Annotated in this window: 12 protein-coding genes, 1 other RNA gene and 5 pseudogenes; 17 read left to right on the top strand and 1 reads right to left on the bottom strand. The window is 60.5% G+C overall.

Annotated features, from left to right (window positions below):
* The first annotated feature begins 80 nt into the window (after positions 1-80).
* From rnpB to lpxC, 17 genes and pseudogenes are all read left to right on the top strand, one after another.
* An RNA gene (gene rnpB / locus F0169_RS09360) (RNase P RNA component class A) lies at positions 81-434 on the top strand.
* 354 nt (positions 435-788) lie between these two features.
* Positions 789-1,244, top strand: a complete 456-nt coding sequence (gene mraZ, locus F0169_RS09355; RefSeq protein ID WP_172979384.1) for a division/cell wall cluster transcriptional repressor MraZ — start codon at positions 789-791, stop codon at positions 1,242-1,244.
* A complete protein-coding gene (gene rsmH, locus F0169_RS09350; RefSeq protein WP_058414274.1) occupies positions 1,241-2,188 on the top strand; it encodes a 16S rRNA (cytosine(1402)-N(4))-methyltransferase RsmH in 948 nt (315 codons plus the stop codon). The genes mraZ and rsmH overlap by 4 nt, the downstream gene beginning before the upstream one ends.
* Complete coding sequence (gene ftsL, locus F0169_RS09345; RefSeq protein WP_058414273.1) at positions 2,185-2,478, top strand: cell division protein FtsL; 294 nt, start codon at positions 2,185-2,187, stop codon at positions 2,476-2,478. Before rsmH ends, ftsL begins: the two co-directional genes overlap by 4 nt.
* Positions 2,478-4,220: a peptidoglycan D,D-transpeptidase FtsI family protein gene (locus F0169_RS09340; RefSeq protein ID WP_162839879.1), complete on the top strand. Its 1,743-nt coding sequence runs from the start codon at positions 2,478-2,480 to the stop codon at positions 4,218-4,220. Before ftsL ends, F0169_RS09340 begins: the two co-directional genes overlap by 1 nt.
* Positions 4,220-5,681, top strand: a pseudogene (locus F0169_RS09335) (UDP-N-acetylmuramoyl-L-alanyl-D-glutamate--2,6-diaminopimelate ligase). The gene F0169_RS09340 and the pseudogene F0169_RS09335 overlap by 1 nt, the downstream one beginning before the upstream one ends.
* A pseudogene (locus F0169_RS09330) lies at positions 5,674-7,043 on the top strand (UDP-N-acetylmuramoyl-tripeptide--D-alanyl-D-alanine ligase). The pseudogenes F0169_RS09335 and F0169_RS09330 overlap by 8 nt, the downstream one beginning before the upstream one ends.
* The gene (mraY, locus tag F0169_RS09325; protein ID WP_058414269.1) at positions 7,043-8,125 is read left to right on the top strand and encodes a phospho-N-acetylmuramoyl-pentapeptide-transferase; all 1,083 of its coding nucleotides are present in this window, start codon (positions 7,043-7,045) and stop codon (positions 8,123-8,125) included. Before F0169_RS09330 ends, mraY begins: the two are co-directional and overlap by 1 nt.
* A gap of 6 nt (positions 8,126-8,131) precedes the next feature.
* On the top strand, positions 8,132-9,478 hold the full coding sequence (gene murD / locus F0169_RS09320; RefSeq protein ID WP_172979383.1) for a UDP-N-acetylmuramoyl-L-alanine--D-glutamate ligase: 1,347 nt from the start codon (positions 8,132-8,134) through the stop codon (positions 9,476-9,478).
* Positions 9,475-10,691, top strand: a pseudogene (gene ftsW, locus F0169_RS09315) (putative lipid II flippase FtsW). Before murD ends, ftsW begins: the two are co-directional and overlap by 4 nt.
* Positions 10,681-11,750 (top strand): annotated as a pseudogene (murG, locus tag F0169_RS09310) (undecaprenyldiphospho-muramoylpentapeptide beta-N-acetylglucosaminyltransferase). Before ftsW ends, murG begins: the two co-directional pseudogenes overlap by 11 nt.
* A complete protein-coding gene (murC, locus tag F0169_RS09305; protein WP_099240300.1) occupies positions 11,743-13,188 on the top strand; it encodes a UDP-N-acetylmuramate--L-alanine ligase in 1,446 nt (481 codons plus the stop codon). The pseudogene murG and the gene murC overlap by 8 nt, the downstream one beginning before the upstream one ends.
* Positions 13,185-14,141 (top strand): D-alanine--D-alanine ligase, encoded by a 957-nt coding sequence (locus F0169_RS09300; protein ID WP_152746325.1) that lies wholly within the window; start codon positions 13,185-13,187, stop codon positions 14,139-14,141. The genes murC and F0169_RS09300 overlap by 4 nt, the downstream gene beginning before the upstream one ends.
* A 4-nt stretch (positions 14,142-14,145) precedes the next feature.
* A complete protein-coding gene (locus tag F0169_RS09295) occupies positions 14,146-15,015 on the top strand; it encodes a cell division protein FtsQ/DivIB (RefSeq protein ID WP_058414263.1) in 870 nt (289 codons plus the stop codon).
* A 15-nt stretch (positions 15,016-15,030) separates the two neighbouring features.
* The gene (gene ftsA / locus F0169_RS09290) at positions 15,031-16,293 is read left to right on the top strand and encodes a cell division protein FtsA (protein WP_057724626.1); all 1,263 of its coding nucleotides are present in this window, start codon (positions 15,031-15,033) and stop codon (positions 16,291-16,293) included.
* 72 nt (positions 16,294-16,365) lie between these two features.
* Positions 16,366-17,572, top strand: a pseudogene (gene ftsZ / locus F0169_RS09285) (cell division protein FtsZ).
* Positions 17,573-17,684: 112 nt separating this feature from the next.
* Positions 17,685-18,596 (top strand): UDP-3-O-acyl-N-acetylglucosamine deacetylase, encoded by a 912-nt coding sequence (lpxC, locus tag F0169_RS09280; RefSeq protein ID WP_058414261.1) that lies wholly within the window; start codon positions 17,685-17,687, stop codon positions 18,594-18,596.
* Between the two features lie 106 nt (positions 18,597-18,702).
* Here lpxC and F0169_RS09275 read toward each other — a convergent pair whose 3' ends face one another.
* Positions 18,703-20,196: a sensor domain-containing diguanylate cyclase gene (locus tag F0169_RS09275; protein WP_152746324.1), complete on the bottom strand. Its 1,494-nt coding sequence runs from the start codon at positions 20,194-20,196 to the stop codon at positions 18,703-18,705.
* Between the last annotated feature and the right edge of the window lie 17 nt (positions 20,197-20,213).

The raw sequence follows: 20,213 nt of genomic DNA, 5'->3' as shown, positions 1-20,213 counted from the left end.
GTATTTGGTCTGAACGTGATGGCATTGCTGCACTTTTAATACTTGTCCTAAGCCCGTCGTGCCGTTAACCTTTGCGGCGGAGAGTCGATTGGACAGTCGCTGCCCTCTATGAAAATTAGGGGGGGGAGGAAAGTCCGGGCTCCATAGGGCGAAGTGCCAGGTAATGCCTGGGAGGCGTGAGCCTACGGAAAGTGCCACAGAAAATAACCGCCTAAGCACTTCGGTGCCGGTAAGGGTGAAAAGGTGCGGTAAGAGCGCACCGCACGACTGGCAACAGTTCGTGGCTAGGTAAACCCCACTTGGAGCAAGACCAAATAGGGTCCCAAGGCGTGGCCCGCGCTGGGACCGGGTAGGTTGCTAAAGATGTCCAGTGATGGCCATCGTAGACGAATGACTGTTCAAGACAGAACCCGGCTTACAGATCGACTCTCCACCTTTTTCCTTCTGCCCGAATCTCGGTCAGAAATCCGGTAGCAACGCAAGAATCCCTCCCTGCCAAATCATTGGCAGATGCGTCTTCGTAATACCAAAAAAATCTTACTCTTAATAAATCACTTTAACTTTAAGCCCTAGCTCTATGAGCTATTTGCGGTTGTTGAGTCAAAAACATCGTCGAACTCTGGTTTCTCCTCCTTTTACGCTCCTAAATCTCCGTTCTGTAAGGCTTTTCCTTGAATCCGCGCCTTGACGGTGTGGTGGGCGCATTCCTATAGTGTGCGCAAGTGGCGGAAAGTGGCACAAAGTGGGTTTTTTGAACGTAAAACGCTAAAATTTGGAGAAACGCACCTGTGTTTCGCGGAGCTAACGCTATCAGTCTCGATGCAAAAGGCCGTCTCGCTATGCCGAGCCGGTATCGTGACGAGCTGATTTCGCGAAGTTCCGGGCAATTAATCATCACCATTGATGCCGTTGACCCTTGTTTATGTGTTTACCCGCTCGATGAGTGGGAGTTGATTGAAACCAAACTGCGCGCTCTGCCTTCATTGCGTGAAGAAAACCGCCGGCTGCAACGCTTGCTGATTGGTAATGCCGTCGACCTCGATCTCGATGGCAGTGGTCGTTTCCTGGTCCCGCCGCGTTTGCGCGAGTACGCCAAGCTCGACAAGCACGCAATGCTGGTCGGCCAACTGAACAAGTTCCAATTGTGGGACGAAGGTGCCTGGGACGCTGTTTCTGCAGCTGACTTGGCGGCTATTCAACAACCGGGCGCTATGCCTGATGAACTGCGTGATTTGATCCTGTGACTATTGATAGCGGCTTTAACCACATCACCGTACTGCTTGACGAAGCCGTTGAGGCTCTCGCCGTACGCGCGGATGGCTGCTATTTGGATGGCACGTTCGGCAGGGGCGGGCACAGCCGGTTGATACTCAGCCAGCTCGGGCCAGACGGCAAACTCCTCGGGTTTGACAAAGACCCTCAAGCGATTGCCACCGGGCAAGCGCTAGCGGCCGAAGACGGCCGCTTTGTCGTTGTACAGCGCAGCTTTGCCGAGCTGGGTGCCGAAGTCGCCGAGCGCGGCATGGCAGGCAAGGTGGCCGGGGTTTTGCTCGACTTGGGCGTGTCCTCGCCGCAACTCGATGACCCGGAGCGTGGCTTCAGTTTCATGAACGACGGCCCGCTCGACATGCGCATGGACCCGACGCGCGGCGTCAGTGCTGCCCAGTTCATCGCCACCGCGCCCCACGAAGAAATTACCCGTGTGTTCAAAGAGTACGGTGAAGAGCGTTTCGCCGGCCGCATGGCACGTGCCGTGGTCGAGCGCCGCGAAATCCAGCCGTTTGAACGCACCGCTGACTTGGCCGAAGTGCTGAAAGTCGCCAACCCGGCATGGGAAAAGGGCAAGAACCCGGCGACCCGTGCGTTTCAGGGCCTGCGCATTCACGTCAACAACGAACTGGGCGATCTTGAGGCTGGTCTCGAAGCCGCGTTGGAAGCCCTCGAAGTTGGCGGTCGCCTGGTAGTGATCAGCTTCCACTCCCTGGAAGACCGCATCGTCAAACTGTTCATGCGCCGCCTGGTCAAGGGCGAGTCGGATAACCTGCCGCGCAACCTGCCGGTACGGTTTGAAGCCTTCGTGCCGAAAATTAAAATCCATGGCAAGGCGCAGTTCGCTTCTGAAGCTGAACTCAAGGCCAACCCACGTTCGCGCAGCGCTGTCATGCGTGTCGCGGAGAAGTTGCGGTGAGCAAGCTTTTCGCCAAACCCCTGCCGGGCGGCAGCTTCTTTATGTTGCTGCTGTTTGTCGGCGTGCTGGTGTCCGCGATTGCGGTGTCCTACAGCGCCCACTACAACCGCCAACTGCTCAATACCCTCTATGGGGAATTGAGCGTGCGTGACAAAGCGCAAGCGGAATGGGGTCGGCTGATTCTCGAACAAAGCACCTGGACCGCGCATAGCCGCATTGAAGTGCTGGCGACTGAGCAGTTGAAGATGCACATTCCAAGCGCCGCCGACGTTCGCATGGTGGCGCCATGATGAAACTTGAGGGTGCACTCTACCCGTGGCGCTTCCGCCTGATGATCGGCCTGCTGGCGCTGATGGTCGGCGCAATTGCCTGGCGCATCATTGACCTGCAAGTGATCGATCGTGACTTCCTGATCGGTCAGGGCGACGCGCGTAGCCTGCGGCATATCCCGATTCCTGCGCACCGCGGTTTGATCACCGACCGTAACGGCGAACCGCTGGCCGTGAGCACGCCGGTGACCACGCTGTGGGCCAACGCCAAGGAACTGCAAACCGCCAAGGAAAAATGGCCACAGCTGGCTTCCGCGTTGGGCCAGGACCCAAAAGCCTTGGCCGAGCGCCTGGAAGCCCAGGCCAACAAAGAGTTCATCTACCTGGTTCGCGGGCTCACGCCTGAGCAGGGCCAACAAGTGCTCGACCTTAAAGTCCCCGGTGTCTATGGCATCGAGGAATTTCGTCGTTTCTACCCCGCCGGTGAAACCACCGCGCATATGGTCGGCTTTACCGACATTGATGACCATGGCCGCGAAGGTGTAGAGCTGGCCTACGATGAATGGCTGGCGGGTGTGCCTGGCAAACGGCAGGTCATCAAGGACCGGCGCGGCAGACTGATCAAGGATGTGCAAGTCACCAAAAACGCCAAGGCCGGCAAGCCCTTGGCGTTGTCGATTGACCTGCGCCTGCAGTACCTGGCCAACCGCGAGCTGCGTAACGCGATCATCGAGAACGGTGCCAAGGCCGGTAGCCTGGTGATCATGGACGTGAAGACCGGCGAGATCCTCGCCATGGTCAACCAGCCGACCTACAACCCGAACAACCGTCGCAACCTGCAACCGGCGATGATGCGTAACCGCGCAATGATCGACGTGTTTGAGCCAGGTTCGACCATGAAAGCCATCTCCATGAGTGCCGCTCTGGAAACCGGGCGCTGGAAGCCGAGCGACAAAGTCGAGGTGTACCCAGGCACGCTGCAGTTGGGCAAATACACCATTCGCGACGTATCGCGTACCGAAGGCCCGGTGCTCGATTTGACCGGTATTTTGATCAACTCCAGTAACGTCGGCATGAGTAAGGTCGCCTTCGATATTGGTGGCGAAACCATTTACCACCTCGCGCAGAAAATCGGCTTGGGCCAACCCACCGGTCTCGACTTCCCGGGGGAGCGCGTGGGCAACCTGCCGAACTACCGCGACTGGAAAAAAGCCGAGACCGCCACGCTGTCCTATGGCTACGGCCTGTCGGTGACCGCGATCCAACTGGCGCATGCTTTCTCTGTATTGGCCAATAACGGTCGGATGGTTCCTTTAAGTCTGATCCACGTAGACGAAGCGCCGAAAGCCACCCAGGTGATTCCGGAAAACGTCGCCAAGACCATGCAAGGCATGCTGCAACAAGTGATCGAAGCACCGCGCGGCGTCTTCCGTGCGCAGGTGCCGGCGTATCACGTGGCAGGCAAGTCCGGTACCGCGCGTAAAACCTCGGTGGGCACCAAGGGTTATGCCGAAAACTCTTATCGTTCGCTGTTCGCAGGCTTCGGCCCGATGAGCGACCCGCGCTACGCCATCGTGGTCGTGATTGATGAGCCGAGCAAGGCCGGCTACTTCGGTGGCCTGGTCTCGGCGCCGGTGTTCAGCAAAGTGATGTCCGGCACCCTGCGCCTGATGAACATCACGCCGGACAACCTGCCGCCGACTCAACAGGCGAACGCCGGGCCACCGGCCGCTGCTGCCAAAGCCAATGGAGGGCGCGGCTGATGTCACTTAGCTTGAACAAGATTTTTGCACATGCCGGCCGCGATCTGCTGATTCGCGAGTTGAGCCTGGACAGCCGTAATGTACGCGCCGGTGACCTGTTCCTGGCGGTGCCTGGCGGCAAGTTCGATGGCCGTGCGCACATCGCCGATGCGTTGCAACGCGGTGCGGCGGCAGTGGCGTATGAAGTGGAAGGCGCCACCGTGCTGCCGATCACCGACGTGCCGTTGATTCCGGTCAAAGGCCTGGCGGCGCAACTGTCGGATATTGCCGGGCGTTTTTATGGCGACCCGAGCCGTCAATTGAACCTGGTGGGCGTGACCGGCACCAATGGCAAAACCAGTGTGACCCAACTGGTCGCGCAAGCGCTTGACCTGCTGGGCCAGCACTGCGGCATTGTCGGCACGCTGGGCACCGGCTTTTATGGCGCGCTGCAAAGCGGCATGCACACCACGCCCAACCCGATTGCGGTGCAAGCCACCCTGGCCGACCTGAAAAAGGCCGGTGCCAAGGCGGTCGCCATGGAAGTCTCCTCCCACGGCCTCGACCAGGGGCGCGTTACGGCCTTGGCCTTTGACGTGGCGGTGATGACCAACTTGTCGCGCGACCACCTGGATTACCACGCACCCTGCAGGCCTATGCCGCGGCCAAGGCCAAGCTGTTTGCCTGGAATGATTTGAAGTGCCGAGTGGTCAACCTCGATGACGCATTCGGTCGCAGCTGGCGGCCGAAGACAGCGAGGCGCGCCTGATCAGCTACAGCCTGGAAGACGCCAGCGCTTATCTGTATTGCCGCGAAGCCCAATTTAACGACGAAGGCGTGCGCGCCACGTTGGTTACGCCACAAGGCGAGCATCACTTGCGCAGCACCTTGCTCGGGCGCTTCAACCTGAGCAACGTGCTTGCCGCCATCGGCGCGCTGCTCGGCCTGGATTACGCGCTGGATGAAATCCTGCGTGTGCTGCCCAAGCTCGAAGGCCCGGTCGGTCGCATGCAGCGTTTGGGTGGCGGCACCCAGCCGCTGGTGGTGGTCGATTACGCGCACACCCCGGACGCGCTGGAAAAAGTCCTCGAAGCCCTGCGCCCTCACGCCAAGGGCAAATTGCTTTGCCTGTTCGGCTGCGGCGGTGACCGTGATCGCGGCAAACGCCCATTGATGGCCGAGATTGTCGAGCGTTTGGCCGATGGCGTGCTGGTGACCGACGACAACCCGCGCAGCGAAGCCCCAAGCCAGATTTTCGACGACATTCGTGCAGGCTTTAACGATGCGTCCAAGGTGACCTTCGTCGCCGGTCGCGGCGCAGCCATTGCCCAACTGATCGCCGGCGCCAGCGCCGATGACGTGGTGGTACTGGCCGGTAAAGGCCACGAGGACTACCAGGAAATCAACGGCGAACGCCAGGCTTTCTCCGATCTGGTCGAGGCCGAGCGCGCCCTGGCTGCCTGGGAGCTTGCCCATGCTTAAAGCGATGAAGTTCAGCGAACTGACCCAGGCCCTGTCGGCCGCGTAGTGTCGAGCGATTGCAGCTTCGACGGCGTCAGTATCGACAGCCGTAACATCCAGCCGGGGCAATTATTTGTCGCGCTGACAGGCCCGCGTTTCGATGGTCACGACTACCTGAATGAAGTCGCCGCCAAAGGTGCCGCCGCCGCATTGGTGCAGCGTGAAGTGGCAGATTCGACCTTGCCGCAATTGTTGGTCGCCGACACTCGCCTGGCCCTTGGGCAACTCGGTGCACTGAACCGCGCCGCCTTTAACAAGCCGGTTGCGGCAGTCACTGGCTCCAGCGGCAAAACCACGGTCAAGGAATTGCTGGCCGGTATTCTGCGTACGCGTGGGCCGGTATTGGCGACCCGTGGCAACCTGAACAATGATTTCGGCGCGCCGCTGACCCTGCTCGAACTGGCCCCGGAGCATACGGCGGCGGTTATCGAGCTGGGTGCTTCGCGCGTCGGCGAAATCGCCTACACCGTGGCGCTGACCAAGCCCCACGTAGCAATTATCAACAACGCCGGTACTGCGCACGTTGGCGAGTTCGGCGGCCCGCAAAAAATCGTCGAAGCCAAGGGCGAAATCCTTGAAGGCCTTGATGCTTCGGGCACCGCCGTATTGAACCTCGACGACAAGGCTTTCGAAACCTGGCGTGTACGCGCCGCCGGGCGCAAGGTCTTGACGTTTGCCGTGCTCAACGCGGCGGCTGATGTTCACGCCTCGGCTGTCACCGTCGATGCGCGTGGTTGCCCCTCCTTTACCTTGCACACCCCGCAAGGTAACGAACACGTGCAACTGAATTTGCTCGGCAACCATAACGTCGCCAATGCCTTGGCCGCCGCTGCTGCTGCGCACGCCCTGGGTGTGTCGCTGTTCGGTATCGCCACCGGCTTGGGCGCGGTGCAGCCGGTCAAGGGCCGCACGGTCGCGCAACTGGCGAGCAACGGCATGCGCGTGATCGACGACACCTACAACGCCAACCCGTCCTCGGTTAATGCCGCTGTTGACCTGCTCAAAACGTTTGCCGGGCGCAAGGTTTTGGTACTCGGTGACATCGGCGAGCTGGGCGATTGGGCTGAGCAAGGCCATCGCGAAGTCGGTGCCTACGCCAGCGATAAGGTCGACGCCCTGTATGCGGTCGGCCCGAACATGGCACACGCGGTTGATGCATTCGGCCTGGGTGCGCGGCATTTTGCGACCCAAGCCGAGTTGATTCAGGCGCTGAGTGCGGCTGAGCAAGACCCACACACCACTATTTTGATCAAGGGATCGCGCAGCGCGGTGATGGAAAACGTCGTCGCGGCTTTGTGTGGCTCAAGTACGGAGAAACATTAATGCTGCTGCTGCTGGCTGAGTATCTGCAACAGTTCCACAAAGGCTTTGCGGTCTTTCAGTACCTGACCCTGCGCGGGATTCTGGGTGTGCTGACCGCGCTGTCTCTGTCGCTGTTCCTGGGGCCGTGGATGATCCGCACCCTGCAGAACCTGCAAATTGGTCAATCGGTTCGTAATGACGGCCCGCAGTCGCACCTGTCCAAATCCGGCACCCCGACCATGGGCGGCGCGCTGATCCTGTCGTCCATCGGCATCAGCACCTTGCTCTGGGCTGACTTGCACAACCGTTACGTCTGGACGGTGTTGCTGGTGACCCTGTTGTTCGGCGCCATCGGCTGGGTGGACGACTACCGCAAAGTGATCGAGAAAAACTCCAAAGGGCTGCCAAGCCGCTGGAAGTATTTCTGGCAGTCGGTGTTTGGCCTTGCCGCCGCGATCTTCCTTTACACGACGGCGCCGAGCGCAGTCGAGACCACCTTGATCATCCCGATGCTCAAGGACGCCAGCATCCCGCTGGGCATTGGTTTTGTGGTGCTGACCTACTTTGTGATCGTCGGCTCCAGCAACGCGGTCAACCTGACCGACGGCCTCGACGGTTTGGCGATCATGCCGACCGTGATGGTCGGCGGTGCGCTGGGCATTTTCTGCTACCTGTCGGGTAACGTGAAATTCGCCGAATACCTGCTGATCCCATATGTACCGGGCGCGGGTGAGCTGATTGTGTTCTGCGGCGCGCTGATCGGTGCCGGCCTCGGGTTCCTGTGGTTCAACACCTACCCGGCGCAAGTTTTCATGGGCGACGTCGGCGCACTGGCGCTGGGCGCAGCCTTGGGCACCATCGCGGTGATCGTCCGCCAGGAAATCGTGCTGTTCATCATGGGCGGTGTGTTCGTGATGGAAACCCTGTCGGTGGTCATCCAGGTGGCCTCCTTCAAATTGACCGGGCGCCGGGTATTTCGCATGGCGCCGATTCACCACCACTTTGAACTCAAGGGCTGGCCTGAGCCGCGCGTGATTGTCCGTTTCTGGATCATCACCGTGATTCTGGTATTGGTCGGCCTTGCCACCCTGAAACTGAGGTAGAAACGAGTGTCCCTGATCGCTTCAGACCACTTCCGCATCGTTGTCGGCCTCGGCAAGAGCGGCATGTCCCTGGTTCGCTTCCTGGCGAACCGGGGCACGTCGTTTGCCGTGGCCGATACGCGGGAAAATCCACCGGAGCTGGTCACGCTGCGCCGTGACTACCCGCACGTGGAAGTGCGTTGTGGCGAACTGGACGTCGAGTTTCTGTGCCGCGCCGACGAGCTCTACGTGAGCCCTGGCCTGGCCCTGGCGACACCCGCTCTGCAAGCTGCAGCGGCGCGTGGCGTGAAGCTCTCCGGCGATATTGAGCTGTTCGCGCGTAACGCGAAGGCGCCGATTGTGGCCATCAGCGGTTCAAACGCGAAAAGCACCGTGACCACACTGGTTGGCGACATGGCGGCTGCGGCCGGCAAGCGCGTGGCGGTGGGCGGCAACCTCGGCACACCGGCGCTGGACTTGCTGAGTGACGACGTCGAGCTGTACGTGATGGAGCTGTCGAGTTTCCAACTGGAAACCACCCATGACCTCGGCGCTGAAGTGGCCACCGTGTTGAACGTCAGCGAAGACCACATGGACCGCTACAGCGGCCTGCCGGCTTATCACCTGGCCAAGCACCGGATCTTCCGTGGCGCCCGGCAAGTGGTGGTCAACCGTCAGGATGCCCTCAGCCGTCCGTTGATGGGCGAGGGCCTGCCGTGCTGGACCTTCGGCCTGAGCAAACCCGACTTCAAAGCCTTCGGCATTCGCGAAGAGAACGGCGAGAAATACCTGGCCTTCGAATTCCAGAACCTGATGCCGGTGCGCGAGCTGAAAATCCGTGGCGCGCATAACCAGTCCAACGCCCTCGCGGCTTTGGCTTTGGGGCATGCCGTCGGCCTGCCGTTCGATGCCATGCTGTCCAGCTTGCGCACGTTCGGCGGGCTTGAGCATCGCTGCCAATGGGTACGCGACCTCAACGGCGTCAGCTATTACAACGACTCCAAAGCCACCAACGTCGGCGCCGCATTGGCTGCCATCGAAGGCTTGGGTGCCGACATCGACGGCAAGCTGGTGCTGATCGCCGGTGGCGACGGCAAAGGCGCCGATTTCAAGGACCTTAAAGGTCCTGTGGCTGCGCATTGCCGCGCTGTGGTGCTGATCGGCCGCGATGCCGATTTGATCGCTGCCGCCCTCGGCGACGCCGTGCCGCAAATTCGCTCGACCTCTTTGGACGATGCAATTGCCCACTGCAAAGCCCTGGCTCAGCCCGGCGATGCGGTGCTGCTGTCGCCGGCGTGCGCCAGTTTCGACATGTTCAAGCACTACGAAGAGCGCGGCCAGCTGTTCGCCCGCGCCGTGGAGGCCTTGGCATGAATTTCAGAAATATCATCAAGCCGTACCCGTCGCCGATCATCACCGGGCGTGGCATCGACCTTGATTTCCCGATGCTTGCCGGTTGCCTCGCGCTGCTTGGCCTTGGGCTGGTGATGATCACCTCGCGTCCTCCGAAGTGGCCGCCGTGCAGTCGGGCAACACCCTGTACATGATGATCCGTCACTTGGTGTACCTGGTGATTGGCCTCGGTGCGTGCATTGTCACCATGATGATTCCCATCGCCACCTGGCAGCGCCTGGGTTGGTTGATGCTGATCGGTGCGTTCGGCCTGCTGATCATGGTGATCCTGCCGGGCATCGGGCGCGAGGTGAACGGTTCGATGCGCTGGATCGGCTTCGGTGCGTTCAACGTACAGCCATCGGAAATCGCCAAGGTGTTCGTGGTGATCTACCTCGCCGGTTACCTGGTGCGCCGCCAGAAAGAAGTCCGCGAAAGCTGGATGGGCTTTTTCAAACCGTTCATCGTGCTGCTGCCAATGGCCGGCCTGTTGCTGATGGAGCCCGACTTCGGTGCCACCGTCGTGATGATGGGCGCGGCCGCAGCGATGCTGTTTCTCGGTGGCGTGGGCCTGTTCCGCTTCACCTTGATGGTGGTGTTGGCCGTGGCCGCCGTGACGGTGCTGGTGCAGGCGCAACCCTACCGGATGGCCCGCCTGATTACCTTTACCGACCCGTGGTCCGACCAGTTCGGTTCCGGCTACCAGTTGACCCAGGCGCTGATCGCTTTCGGTCGCGGCGAATGGTTGGGCGTGGGGTTGGGCAACAGCGTGCAGAAGCAGTTTTACCTGCCGGAAGCGCACACCGACTTCGTGTTCTCGGTACTCGCCGAAGAGCTCGGCGTAGTCGGTTCGCTGTGCACCGTCGCGCTGTTCGTGTTCGTGTGTGTACGCGGCATGTACATCGGCTTGTGGGCCGAGAAGGCCAAACAGTATTTCGCCGCGTACGTGGCGTACGGCTTGTCGTTCCTGTGGATCGGCCAGTTCCTGATCAACATCGGTGTGAACGTCGGCCTGCTGCCGACCAAGGGCCTGACCTTGCCGTTCCTCAGTTACGGCGGCAGTTCGTTGGTGATTTGCTGCGCGTGCCTTGGTTTGTTGCTGCGCATCGAGTGGGAGAGTCGAACCCACTTGGGCAGCGAAGAGATGGAGTTCAGCGAAAGCGACTTCGCCGAGGAGCCGACCCATGGGCGCTAACGTGCTGATCATGGCGGGCGGCACCGGGGGCCATGTGTTCCCGGCCCTGGCGTGCGCGCGTGAATTCCAGAACCGTGGCTACAGCGTGCACTGGTTGGGCACACCGCGCGGTATCGAAAACGAGTTGGTGCCAAACGCTGGTTTGCCGCTGCACCTGATCAACGTCACCGGCCTGCGTGGCAAGGGCAAATTGTCCCTGCTCAAGGCGCCGTTTGTGTTGCTCAAGGCCGTGTGGCAAGCGCGCAAAGTGATTCGCCAATTGCAGCCGGTGTGCGTGCTCGGTTTTGGCGGTTACGTGACCGGCCCTGGTGGCGTGGCGGCCAAGCTCGCCGGCGTGCCGGTGATCGTGCATGAACAGAACGCCGTCGCTGGCACCGCCAACCGCTTGCTGGTGCCGTTGGCCGCGCGGGTGTGTGAAGCGTTTCCGAAGACCTTTAGCGCCTCGGGCAAATTGCGCACCACCGGTAACCCGGTGCGTACCGAACTGTTCATGGGCATCGCCCGTGAAGCACTGGTCGGGCGCAAGGCGCACTTGTTGATCCTGGGCGGAAGCCTGGGCTCCGAGCCTTTGAACAAATTGCTGCCTGAAGCGCTGGCGCAACTCCCGCTGGAAGTGCGTCCGCACGTGTTCCATCAGCTGGCAAGCAGCATGCTGAAGTCACCGCAACGCGGTATCGCGAAGCCGGTGTTGAGGCCAATGTGCAGCCCTTCATCAAAGACATGGCCCAAGCCTATGGCTGGGCCGACCTGGTGGTTTGCCGCTCCGGCGCGCTGACCGTCAGTGAACTGGCCGCCGCCGGTCTGCCGTCCTTGCTGGTGCCTTTGCCCCACGCGATCGACGATCACCAGACCCGCAACGCCGAATATTTGGCCGGGGAGGGCGCTGCCTTCCTGCTGCCGCAAAGAACGACTGGCGCCGCTGATTTGGCGGCACGCCTGACCGAGGTTTTGATGCAACCGGAACGACTCAACAGCATGGCGAGCACCGCAAGCCGCCTGGCCAAACCTGACGCAACCCGCACCGTGGTCGATATTTGCCTGGAGGTGGCCCATGGTTGAGAATCAGAAAGCCATGCCACAGCCGGAAATGCGCCGCATCCGTCGCATCCACTTCGTCGGCATCGGCGGTGTGGGCATGTGCGGGATTGCCGAAGTACTGCTGAACCTCGGCTACCAGGTGTCCGGCTCTGACTTGAAAGAGTCGCCGGTCACCGACCGCCTGAAAACCTTCGGCGCACACATCTTCATCGGCCACCGTGCCGAGAACGCTGCCGAAGCTGATGTACTGGTGGTTTCAAGCGCCGTGAACACCTCCAACCCGGAAGTCGCGACTGCCCTTGAGCGGCGTATTCCGGTGGTGCCGCGTGCCGAAATGCTCGCCGAGCTGATGCGCTATCGCCACGGCATCGCCGTCGCCGGTACGCACGGCAAAACCACCACCACCAGCCTGATCGCGTCGGTGTTCGCCGCCGGTGGTCTGGACCCGACATTTGTGATTGGTGGCCGTCTGAATGCCGCGGGCACCAATGCCCAGCTTGGCACCAGCCGTTACCTGATCGCCGAAGCCGATGAAAGTGATGCGAGCTTCCTGCACCTGCAGCCGATGGTTGCGGTGGTCACCAACATCGACGAAGACCACATGGCGACCTACGACGGTGACTTCAACAAGTTGAAGAAAACCTTCGTCGAGTTCCTGCACAACCTGCCGTTCTATGGCTTGGCCGTGGTGTGCCTGGACGACCCGGTGGTGCGCGAAATTCTGCCGCTGGTGAAACGTCCGACCGTGACTTACGGCTTCAGCGAAGACGCCGACGTGCGCGCGATCAATGTGCGCCAGGCAGGCATGCAAACCTACTTCACCGTGCTGCGCCCAGACCGCGAGCCGTTGGATGTGTCGGTGAACATGCCGGGCAACCACAACGTACTTAACTCCCTGGCGACCATCTGCATCGCTTCCGATGAAGGCGTCAGTGATGAAGCCATCGTCGAAGGCCTGTCGCGCTTCGCCGGTGTCGGCCGTCGCTTCCAGGTCTACGGCCAACTGCCGGTAGACGGCGGCGACGTGATGCTGGTCGACGATTACGGTCACCACCCAACCGAAGTCGCCGCGGTGATCAAAGCCGTACGCGGTGGCTGGCCGGAGCGCCGCCTGGTGATGGTTTACCAGCCGCACCGCTACAGCCGTACGCGCGACCTGTATGACGATTTCGTCAATGTATTGGCCGATGCCAACGTGCTGCTGTTGATGGAAGTCTACCCGGCCGGTGAAGAGCCAATCCCCGGTGCCGACAGCCGCAAGCTGTGCAACAGCATCCGTCAGCGTGGTCAGTTGGACCCGATCTACATCGAGCGTGGTGTAGACCTGGCGCCGATCGTCAAGCCGTTGCTGCGCGCCGGTGACATCCTGCTGTGCCAGGGCGCCGGCGACATCGGCGGCCTTGCGCCTAAATTGCTCGCGAGCCCGTTGTTCGCAGCTGTGCAGGGGACGTCGAAATGAGCATGAATTACGACAGCCTGTTTTCCACTATCACGCCTGCCGATTTCGGCCGCGTGGCGGTGTTGTTCGGCGGCAAGAGCGCTGAGCGCGAAGTGTCGCTCAAGTCCGGCAATGCGGTGCTTGAAGCACTGCTGAGCGGCGGCGTGGATGCGTTCGGTATCGACGTGGGCGATGATTTTCTCGCCCGCCTGCAAGCTGAAAAAATCGACCGCGCCTTCATTATTCTGCACGGCCGTGGCGGTGAAGACGGCAGCATGCAGGGCTTGCTGGAGTGCGCCGGTATTCCTTACACCGGCAGCGGCATTCTTGCCTCGGCACTGGCCATGGACAAGCTGCGCACCAAGCAGGTGTGGCACAGTTTGGGCATTCCTACACCGCGTCACAGTGTTCTGTGCAGCGAAGGCGATTGTATTTCTGCAGCCAAGGAACTGGGCCTGCCTTTGATCGTCAAACCAGCCCATGAAGGCTCCAGTATCGGCATGGCCAAAGTGAACTCGGCCGCCGAATTGATCGACGCATGGAAAGCGGCAAGTACCTATGATTCGCAAGTGTTGGTGGAACAGTGGATTCAAGGTCCCGAGTTCACCATCGCCACCCTGCGTGGCCAGGTATTGCCGCCTATCGCATTGGGCACGCCCCATACCTTTTATGACTACGACGCCAAGTACGTGGCTTCCGATACTCAGTACCGGATTCCGTGTGGCCTCGACGCAGACAAGGAACAGGAATTGATGGACCTCACGGCGAAAGCCTGTGAGGCGCTGGGTATCGCCGGTTGGGCGCGGGCAGACGTGATGCAGGATGAGCAAGGGAATTTCTGGTTCCTTGAAGTCAACACTGCTCCCGGCATGACCGACCACAGCCTGGTACCCATGGCAGCCCGTGCAGCCGGTCTGGATTTCCAGCAGTTGGTGCTGGCGATTCTAGCGGCAAGCATTGAGCCTAGAGGCTAAGAACATGAACGGCGCATCGCTTCGTCATCAGCCCCCACAAGCACCCGGCCGCAAGCCGGTGCCACGGGGTGCCAGCCGAATGGTGGCTAAAGAGCCGATGTCGGCGCGCCTGCCCAAAGCCAACTTTGGTTTTATCAAAGCGCTGTTCTGGCCGGTGTTGCTGGTGGTGTTGGGCTTCGGTACTTACGAAGGCGCACAGCGTTTGTTGCCGTATGCCGACCGCCCGATCACCAAGATCAGCGTGCAGGGCGACTTGAGTTACATCAGCCAGCAAGCGGTGCAGCAGCGTATCGGCCCGTACCTGGCGGCGAGCTTCTTCACCATCGACCTGGCCGGTATGCGCTCAGAGCTGGAACAGATGCCGTGGATCGCTCACGCCGAAGTCCGCCGCGTATGGCCGGACCAAGTGACGATCCGCCTGGAAGAACAACTGCCCGTGGCCCGTTGGGGTGATGAGGCGCTGTTGAACAACCAGGGCCAGGCGTTCACCCCGCGTGAACTGGCCAACTACGAGCACCTGCCGCAGTTGTTCGGGCCGCAACGGGCGCAACAGCAAGTGATGCAGCAGTACCAGGCCTTGAGCCAGATGCTGCGGCCGCTGGGCTTCTCCATTGCACGCCTGGAACTGCGTGAACGGGGTAGCTGGTTTTTGACCACCGGGGCAGGCAGTTCCGGCCCGGGTATCGAGTTGTTGCTGGGACGCGACCGCTTGGTGGAAAAGATGCGCCGCTTTATTGCCATCTATGACAAGACCTTGAAAGAACAGATTACGAACATTGCGAGCGTCGACCTGCGTTACGCCAACGGCCTTGCCGTCGGCTGGCGTGAACCGGCTGCGCCCACGGCAGCGCAACCCGCTGTCGCGAAGAATTAAGAAGAGGCAGGACCCATGGCAAACGTGCAAAGCGGCAAAATGATCGTCGGTCTCGATATCGGCACCTCCAAGGTGGTGGCGCTGGTGGGCGAGGTCGGGGAAGACGGCACGATCGAAATCGTCGGTATTGGCACGCATCCGTCCCGTGGCCTGAAGAAGGGCGTGGTGGTGAACATCGAGTCCACCGTGCAATCGATCCAGCGCGCGATTGAAGAAGCGCAGCTGATGGCCGGTTGCCGGATTCACTCGGCGTTCGTCGGCGTTGCCGGCAACCATATCCGCAGCCTGAATTCCCACGGCATCGTGGCGATCCGCGACCGCGAAGTCAGCGCGGCCGACCTTGAGCGCGTGCTTGACGCCGCCCAGGCCGTGGCGATCCCGGCTGACCAGCGCGTGCTGCACACCCTGCCGCAGGACTACGTGATCGACAACCAGGAAGGCGTTCGCGAGCCGCTGGGCATGTCGGGCGTACGCCTGGAAGCCAAGGTTCACGTGGTGACCTGCGCCGTCAACGCTGCGCAAAACATTGAAAAATGTGTGCGTCGCTGCGGCCTCGAAATCGACGACATCATTCTTGAGCAGTTGGCCTCGGCTTACTCGGTACTGACCGACGACGAAAAAGAACTCGGCGTGTGCCTGGTCGACATCGGCGGCGGCACCACCGACATCGCGATCTTCACCGAGGGTGCGATTCGTCACACCGCGGTGATCCCGATTGCCGGCGACCAGGTCACCAACGACATCGCCATGGCGCTGCGTACCCCGACCCAGTACGCCGAAGAAATCAAAATTCGCTACGCCTGCGCCCTGGCCAAACTCGCCGGTGCCGGTGAAACCATCAAAGTGCCAAGCGTCGGCGATCGTCCGCCGCGCGAGCTGTCGCGCCAGGCATTGGCCGAAGTGGTCGAGCCACGCTACGACGAGCTGTTCACGCTGATTCAGGCTGAACTGCGCCGCAGCGGCTACGAAGATTTGATCCCGGCCGGCATCGTGTTGACCGGTGGCACCTCGAAGATGGAAGGCGCAGTCGAACTGGCCGAAGAAATCTTCCACATGCCGGTGCGCCTGGGCGTTCCGCATGGCGTCAAAGGCCTCGGCGATGTGGTGCGCAACCCGATTTATTCGACCGGCGTGGGCTTGCTGTTGTACGGGCTGCAAAAGCAGACCGACGGCATTTCCCTGTCGGGCCCGAGCATCCGTGACAGCTACCGCAGCGACGACGAAGCGAAAGCGCCGTTGTTCGAAAGGCTGCAGGCTTGGGTCAAAGGCAATTTCTAAAGATTTACCGCGACACCGCAACACCAAAAAGCAGTAGGCGAAAAAACTAGAGATAACGAAAGGAGAGGGAACATGTTCGAACTCGTAGACAACATCCCCGGCAAGCCCGGTCATCAAAGTGATCGGTGTCGGCGGTGGCGGCGGCAACGCTGTCAACCATATGGTCAAGAGCAACATTGAAGGCGTTGAATTCATCTGCGCCAACACTGATGCCCAAGCGCTGAAAAGCATCGGCGCGCGGACCATCCTGCAATTGGGCACTGCGGTGACCAAGGGCCTCGGCGCTGGCGCCAACCCGGAAGTCGGCCGTCAAGCCGCGCTGGAAGACCGCGAGCGTATTGCTGAAGTGCTGCAAGGCACAAACATGGTGTTCATCACCACCGGCATGGGCGGCGGTACCGGTACCGGTGCAGCCCCGATCATTGCCGAAGTGGCCAAGGAAATGGGGATTCTGACCGTTGCTGTCGTGACGCGTCCGTTCCCGTTCGAAGGCCGCAAGCGTATGCAGATCGCCGACGAAGGCATCCGTCTGCTGTCTGAAAGCGTCGACTCGTTGATCACCATTCCCAACGAGAAGCTGCTGACCATTCTGGGTAAGGACGCCAGCCTGCTGTCGGCTTTCGCCAAGGCTGACGATGTACTGGCCGGTGCCGTTCGCGGTATCTCCGACATCATCAAGCGCCCGGGCATGATCAACGTCGACTTCGCCGACGTACGTACCGTCATGAGCGAAATGGGCATGGCGATGATGGGCACTGGCTGCGCCAGCGGTCCTAACCGTGCACGTGAAGCCACCGAAGCTGCGATTCGCAACCCGTTGCTCGAAGACGTGAACCTGCAAGGTGCACGCGGCATCCTGGTGAACATCACCGCCGGCCCTGACCTGTCCCTGGGTGAGTACTCCGACGTGGGTAGCATCATCGAAGCCTTCGCTTCCGAGCACGCCATGGTCAAGGTCGGCACCGTTATCGACCCGGACATGCGCGACGAGCTGCACGTGACCGTGGTTGCTACCGGCCTGGGCGCAAAAATCGAGAAGCCTGTGAAGGTTATCGACAATACCGTTCACACCGGCCACAACAGCCACGCCAGCCAATCGGCTGCCGCTCCAGCGCCTTCGCGCCAGGAACTGCCGTCGGTTAACTACCGTGATCTGGACCGCCCTACCGTGATGCGCAACCAGGCTCAGGCCGGTGCTGCGGCCTCGCGTAGCCCGAATCCACAAGATGACTTGGATTACCTGGACATCCCGGCATTCCTGCGTCGTCAGGCCGATTGATGGAATGTATCAGGGCTATGAAGGTGATTGGTGTTCAGCAAAGGTCTGGTCTGCTATTATCGCCAGCCTTTGTTGATACCAGTTCGCAATTTGCGCTCAAGCGGTCCAAGCCATGATTAAACAACGCACCCTGAAGAATATTATCCGTGCCACAGGTGTAGGTCTGCACTCCGGGGAGAAGGTATACCTGACCCTCAAACCTGCACCTGTCGACACCGGCATCGTGTTTGTTCGTGCCGACCTGGACCCTGTGGTGCAGATTCCTGCTCGCGCGGAAAATGTTGGCGAAACCACGATGTCGACCACGTTGGTCAACGGTGACGTCAAAGTGGACACGGTGGAGCACTTGCTCTCGGCCATGGCTGGCCTGGGCATCGATAACGCCTACGTCGAGCTCTCCGCGTCCGAAGTCCCGATCATGGATGGCAGCGCTGGACCCTTCGTATTCTTGATTCAATCTGCCGGCCTGGAAGAACAGGACGCAGCCAAGAAGTTCATTCGCATTCTGCGGGAAGTGACAGTAGAAGACGGCGACAAGCGCGCCACCTTCGTCCCGTTCGAAGGCTTTAAAGTGAGCTTTGAGATCGATTTCGATCACCCGGTATTCCGTGACCGCGTGCAAAGTGCAAGCGTGGATTTTTCCAGCACTTCGTTTGTAAAAGAAGTTAGCCGCGCCCGTACCTTTGGTTTCATGAGTGACATCGAGTACCTGCGCAAGCACAACCTCGCACTCGGCGGCAGCGTTGAAAACGCCATTGTGGTCGACGCGGATGGTGTACTGAACGAAGACGGCCTTCGCTACGAAGACGAATTCGTGAAGCATAAAATCCTCGATGCAATCGGTGACCTCTACCTGCTGGGCAATAGCCTGATAGGCGAGTTCAAAGGCTTCAAGTCGGGCCATGCCCTTAACAACCAGCTGCTGCGCAAGTTGATTGCTCAGACAGACGCTTGGGAAGTCGTGACCTTCGAAGATGCCAGCACCGCACCGATCTCTTACATGCGTCCCGTCGCGGCGGTGTAAGTAACAACTCTCTTTTCTTTAGTTTTAAAAGGCTGCCTTCGGGTGGCCTTTTTTTATTGCCGAAAATTCATGCACTGGGGCTCGCCACACGTTGCGGGTGCCTGATTCACGCAGTCGTTGCGTCGACGATCCGATTGCGCCCGCTGCGTTTAGCCTCATACAGCGCCTGATCCGCACTCAGCAGCAGCGCCTCCAACGACGTGCGGCTGTGTTTCTCCCAGATGCTCATGCCGATACTCACGGTAATCGGCCGTTCAGCGTCGGCCACCAGTGGCAACAGCTCGACACTGCTGCGGATGTGCTCGGCGATCACCCAGGCACCCGTCAGGTCGGTATGCGGCAATACCACTGCGAACTCCTCACCGCCATAGCGCGCGGCCAGGTCGGCGGGGCGGCGGATATTGCTGCCGATCACCTGGGCAACCGTGCGCAATGCCTCGTCGCCACCGTGGTGACCATGGCGGTCGTTGAAGGCTTTGAAGTGGTCCACGTCGATCATCAACAGCGCCATTGGCTCAGTCGAGCGCTGTGCGCGGTCCCATTCCAGGCGCAGGCGTTCATCAAGGGTGCGACGGTTGGCCAGGCCGGTCAGGGCATCGGTGGCTGCCAGTTCTGACAGCACCTGTTCGGCACGATGGCGGCGGCGCAGCTCAAGGCGCAGCATCCACGTTAACCACAACAGGCCAACGCAGAGTACGCCGGTGGCCCCGCTGGTCAGCCAAGTGGCGCGCTTCCAGGGCGCGAGTACGTCTTCACTGGACAGCGCCACCACCACTATCAGCGGCAGCTCCCCGACCGTGGTGAAGGTGTAAAAACGTTCCTTGCCGCTGGTGGTCGAGATGGCTTGGAAGCTCCCGCTGCCTTCACGCAGCATGCGCTTGAAGTTCGGCCGATCACTGAGGTCCTTGTTGATCATGTCGCGTTCGAGCAGCGGCTGCTGGGCCAACAGAATGCCGTTGCTGCTCAGCAGGTTCACGGTGCTGCCGTTGCCAATGGTGAGGCTGCTGAATAGCTGGTCGAAGTACGCCAGGCGCATGGTCGCCACTGCAACGCCGGCGAATTCACCGTTGGGGCCAGACACGCGACGACTGAATGCGATGCGCCAGACCTGCTCGCAATCGCAGTGGATCTTGAACGGTCGGCTGATAAACAAACCCGCCTGCGCGTCATTTGCGTGTACCTGGAAATAATCGCGGTTGGCAAAGTTGCGCGAGGTGGGCTTGAGGGTAGATGAATCAGCGGCGACCGCGCCATTCGCGTCCAGCAACAGCACTTCGCCCTTGAAGGGCGCAGCCGTAGAGAGGTCAAATTGCACCAAGTGCTGGATGTCGGCGGGCACCTGCGACAAGTCTTCGCGTTGTTTTGCCTGGATCAGTCCCTTAAGGGCAAGGTCGTAGAGCTCGACGTTACGCAGCACATCGGCGTTGATCAGTTGGGCAATATTGGTGGTTGAGCGCGTGGCCGCCCGCAGGGTGCTGGCGTGTTCACGAATCAGCAACGCCGCGACGATAATCACAATCACGATGACAGTGAGGCCACTGCCCAGAATCAGCAGAATTTCCGGGAGTGCAGGCGGTGTACGAGCAGGGCGTTGACTCATCGCGCAGACTTCAGCAG

This window comes from Pseudomonas kitaguniensis (genome assembly GCF_009296165.1).
Lineage (GTDB): Bacteria > Pseudomonadota > Gammaproteobacteria > Pseudomonadales > Pseudomonadaceae > Aquipseudomonas > Aquipseudomonas kitaguniensis.
Note: the sequence above shows the minus strand (reverse complement) of the source record. Positions and strands in the feature narration are given on the sequence as shown.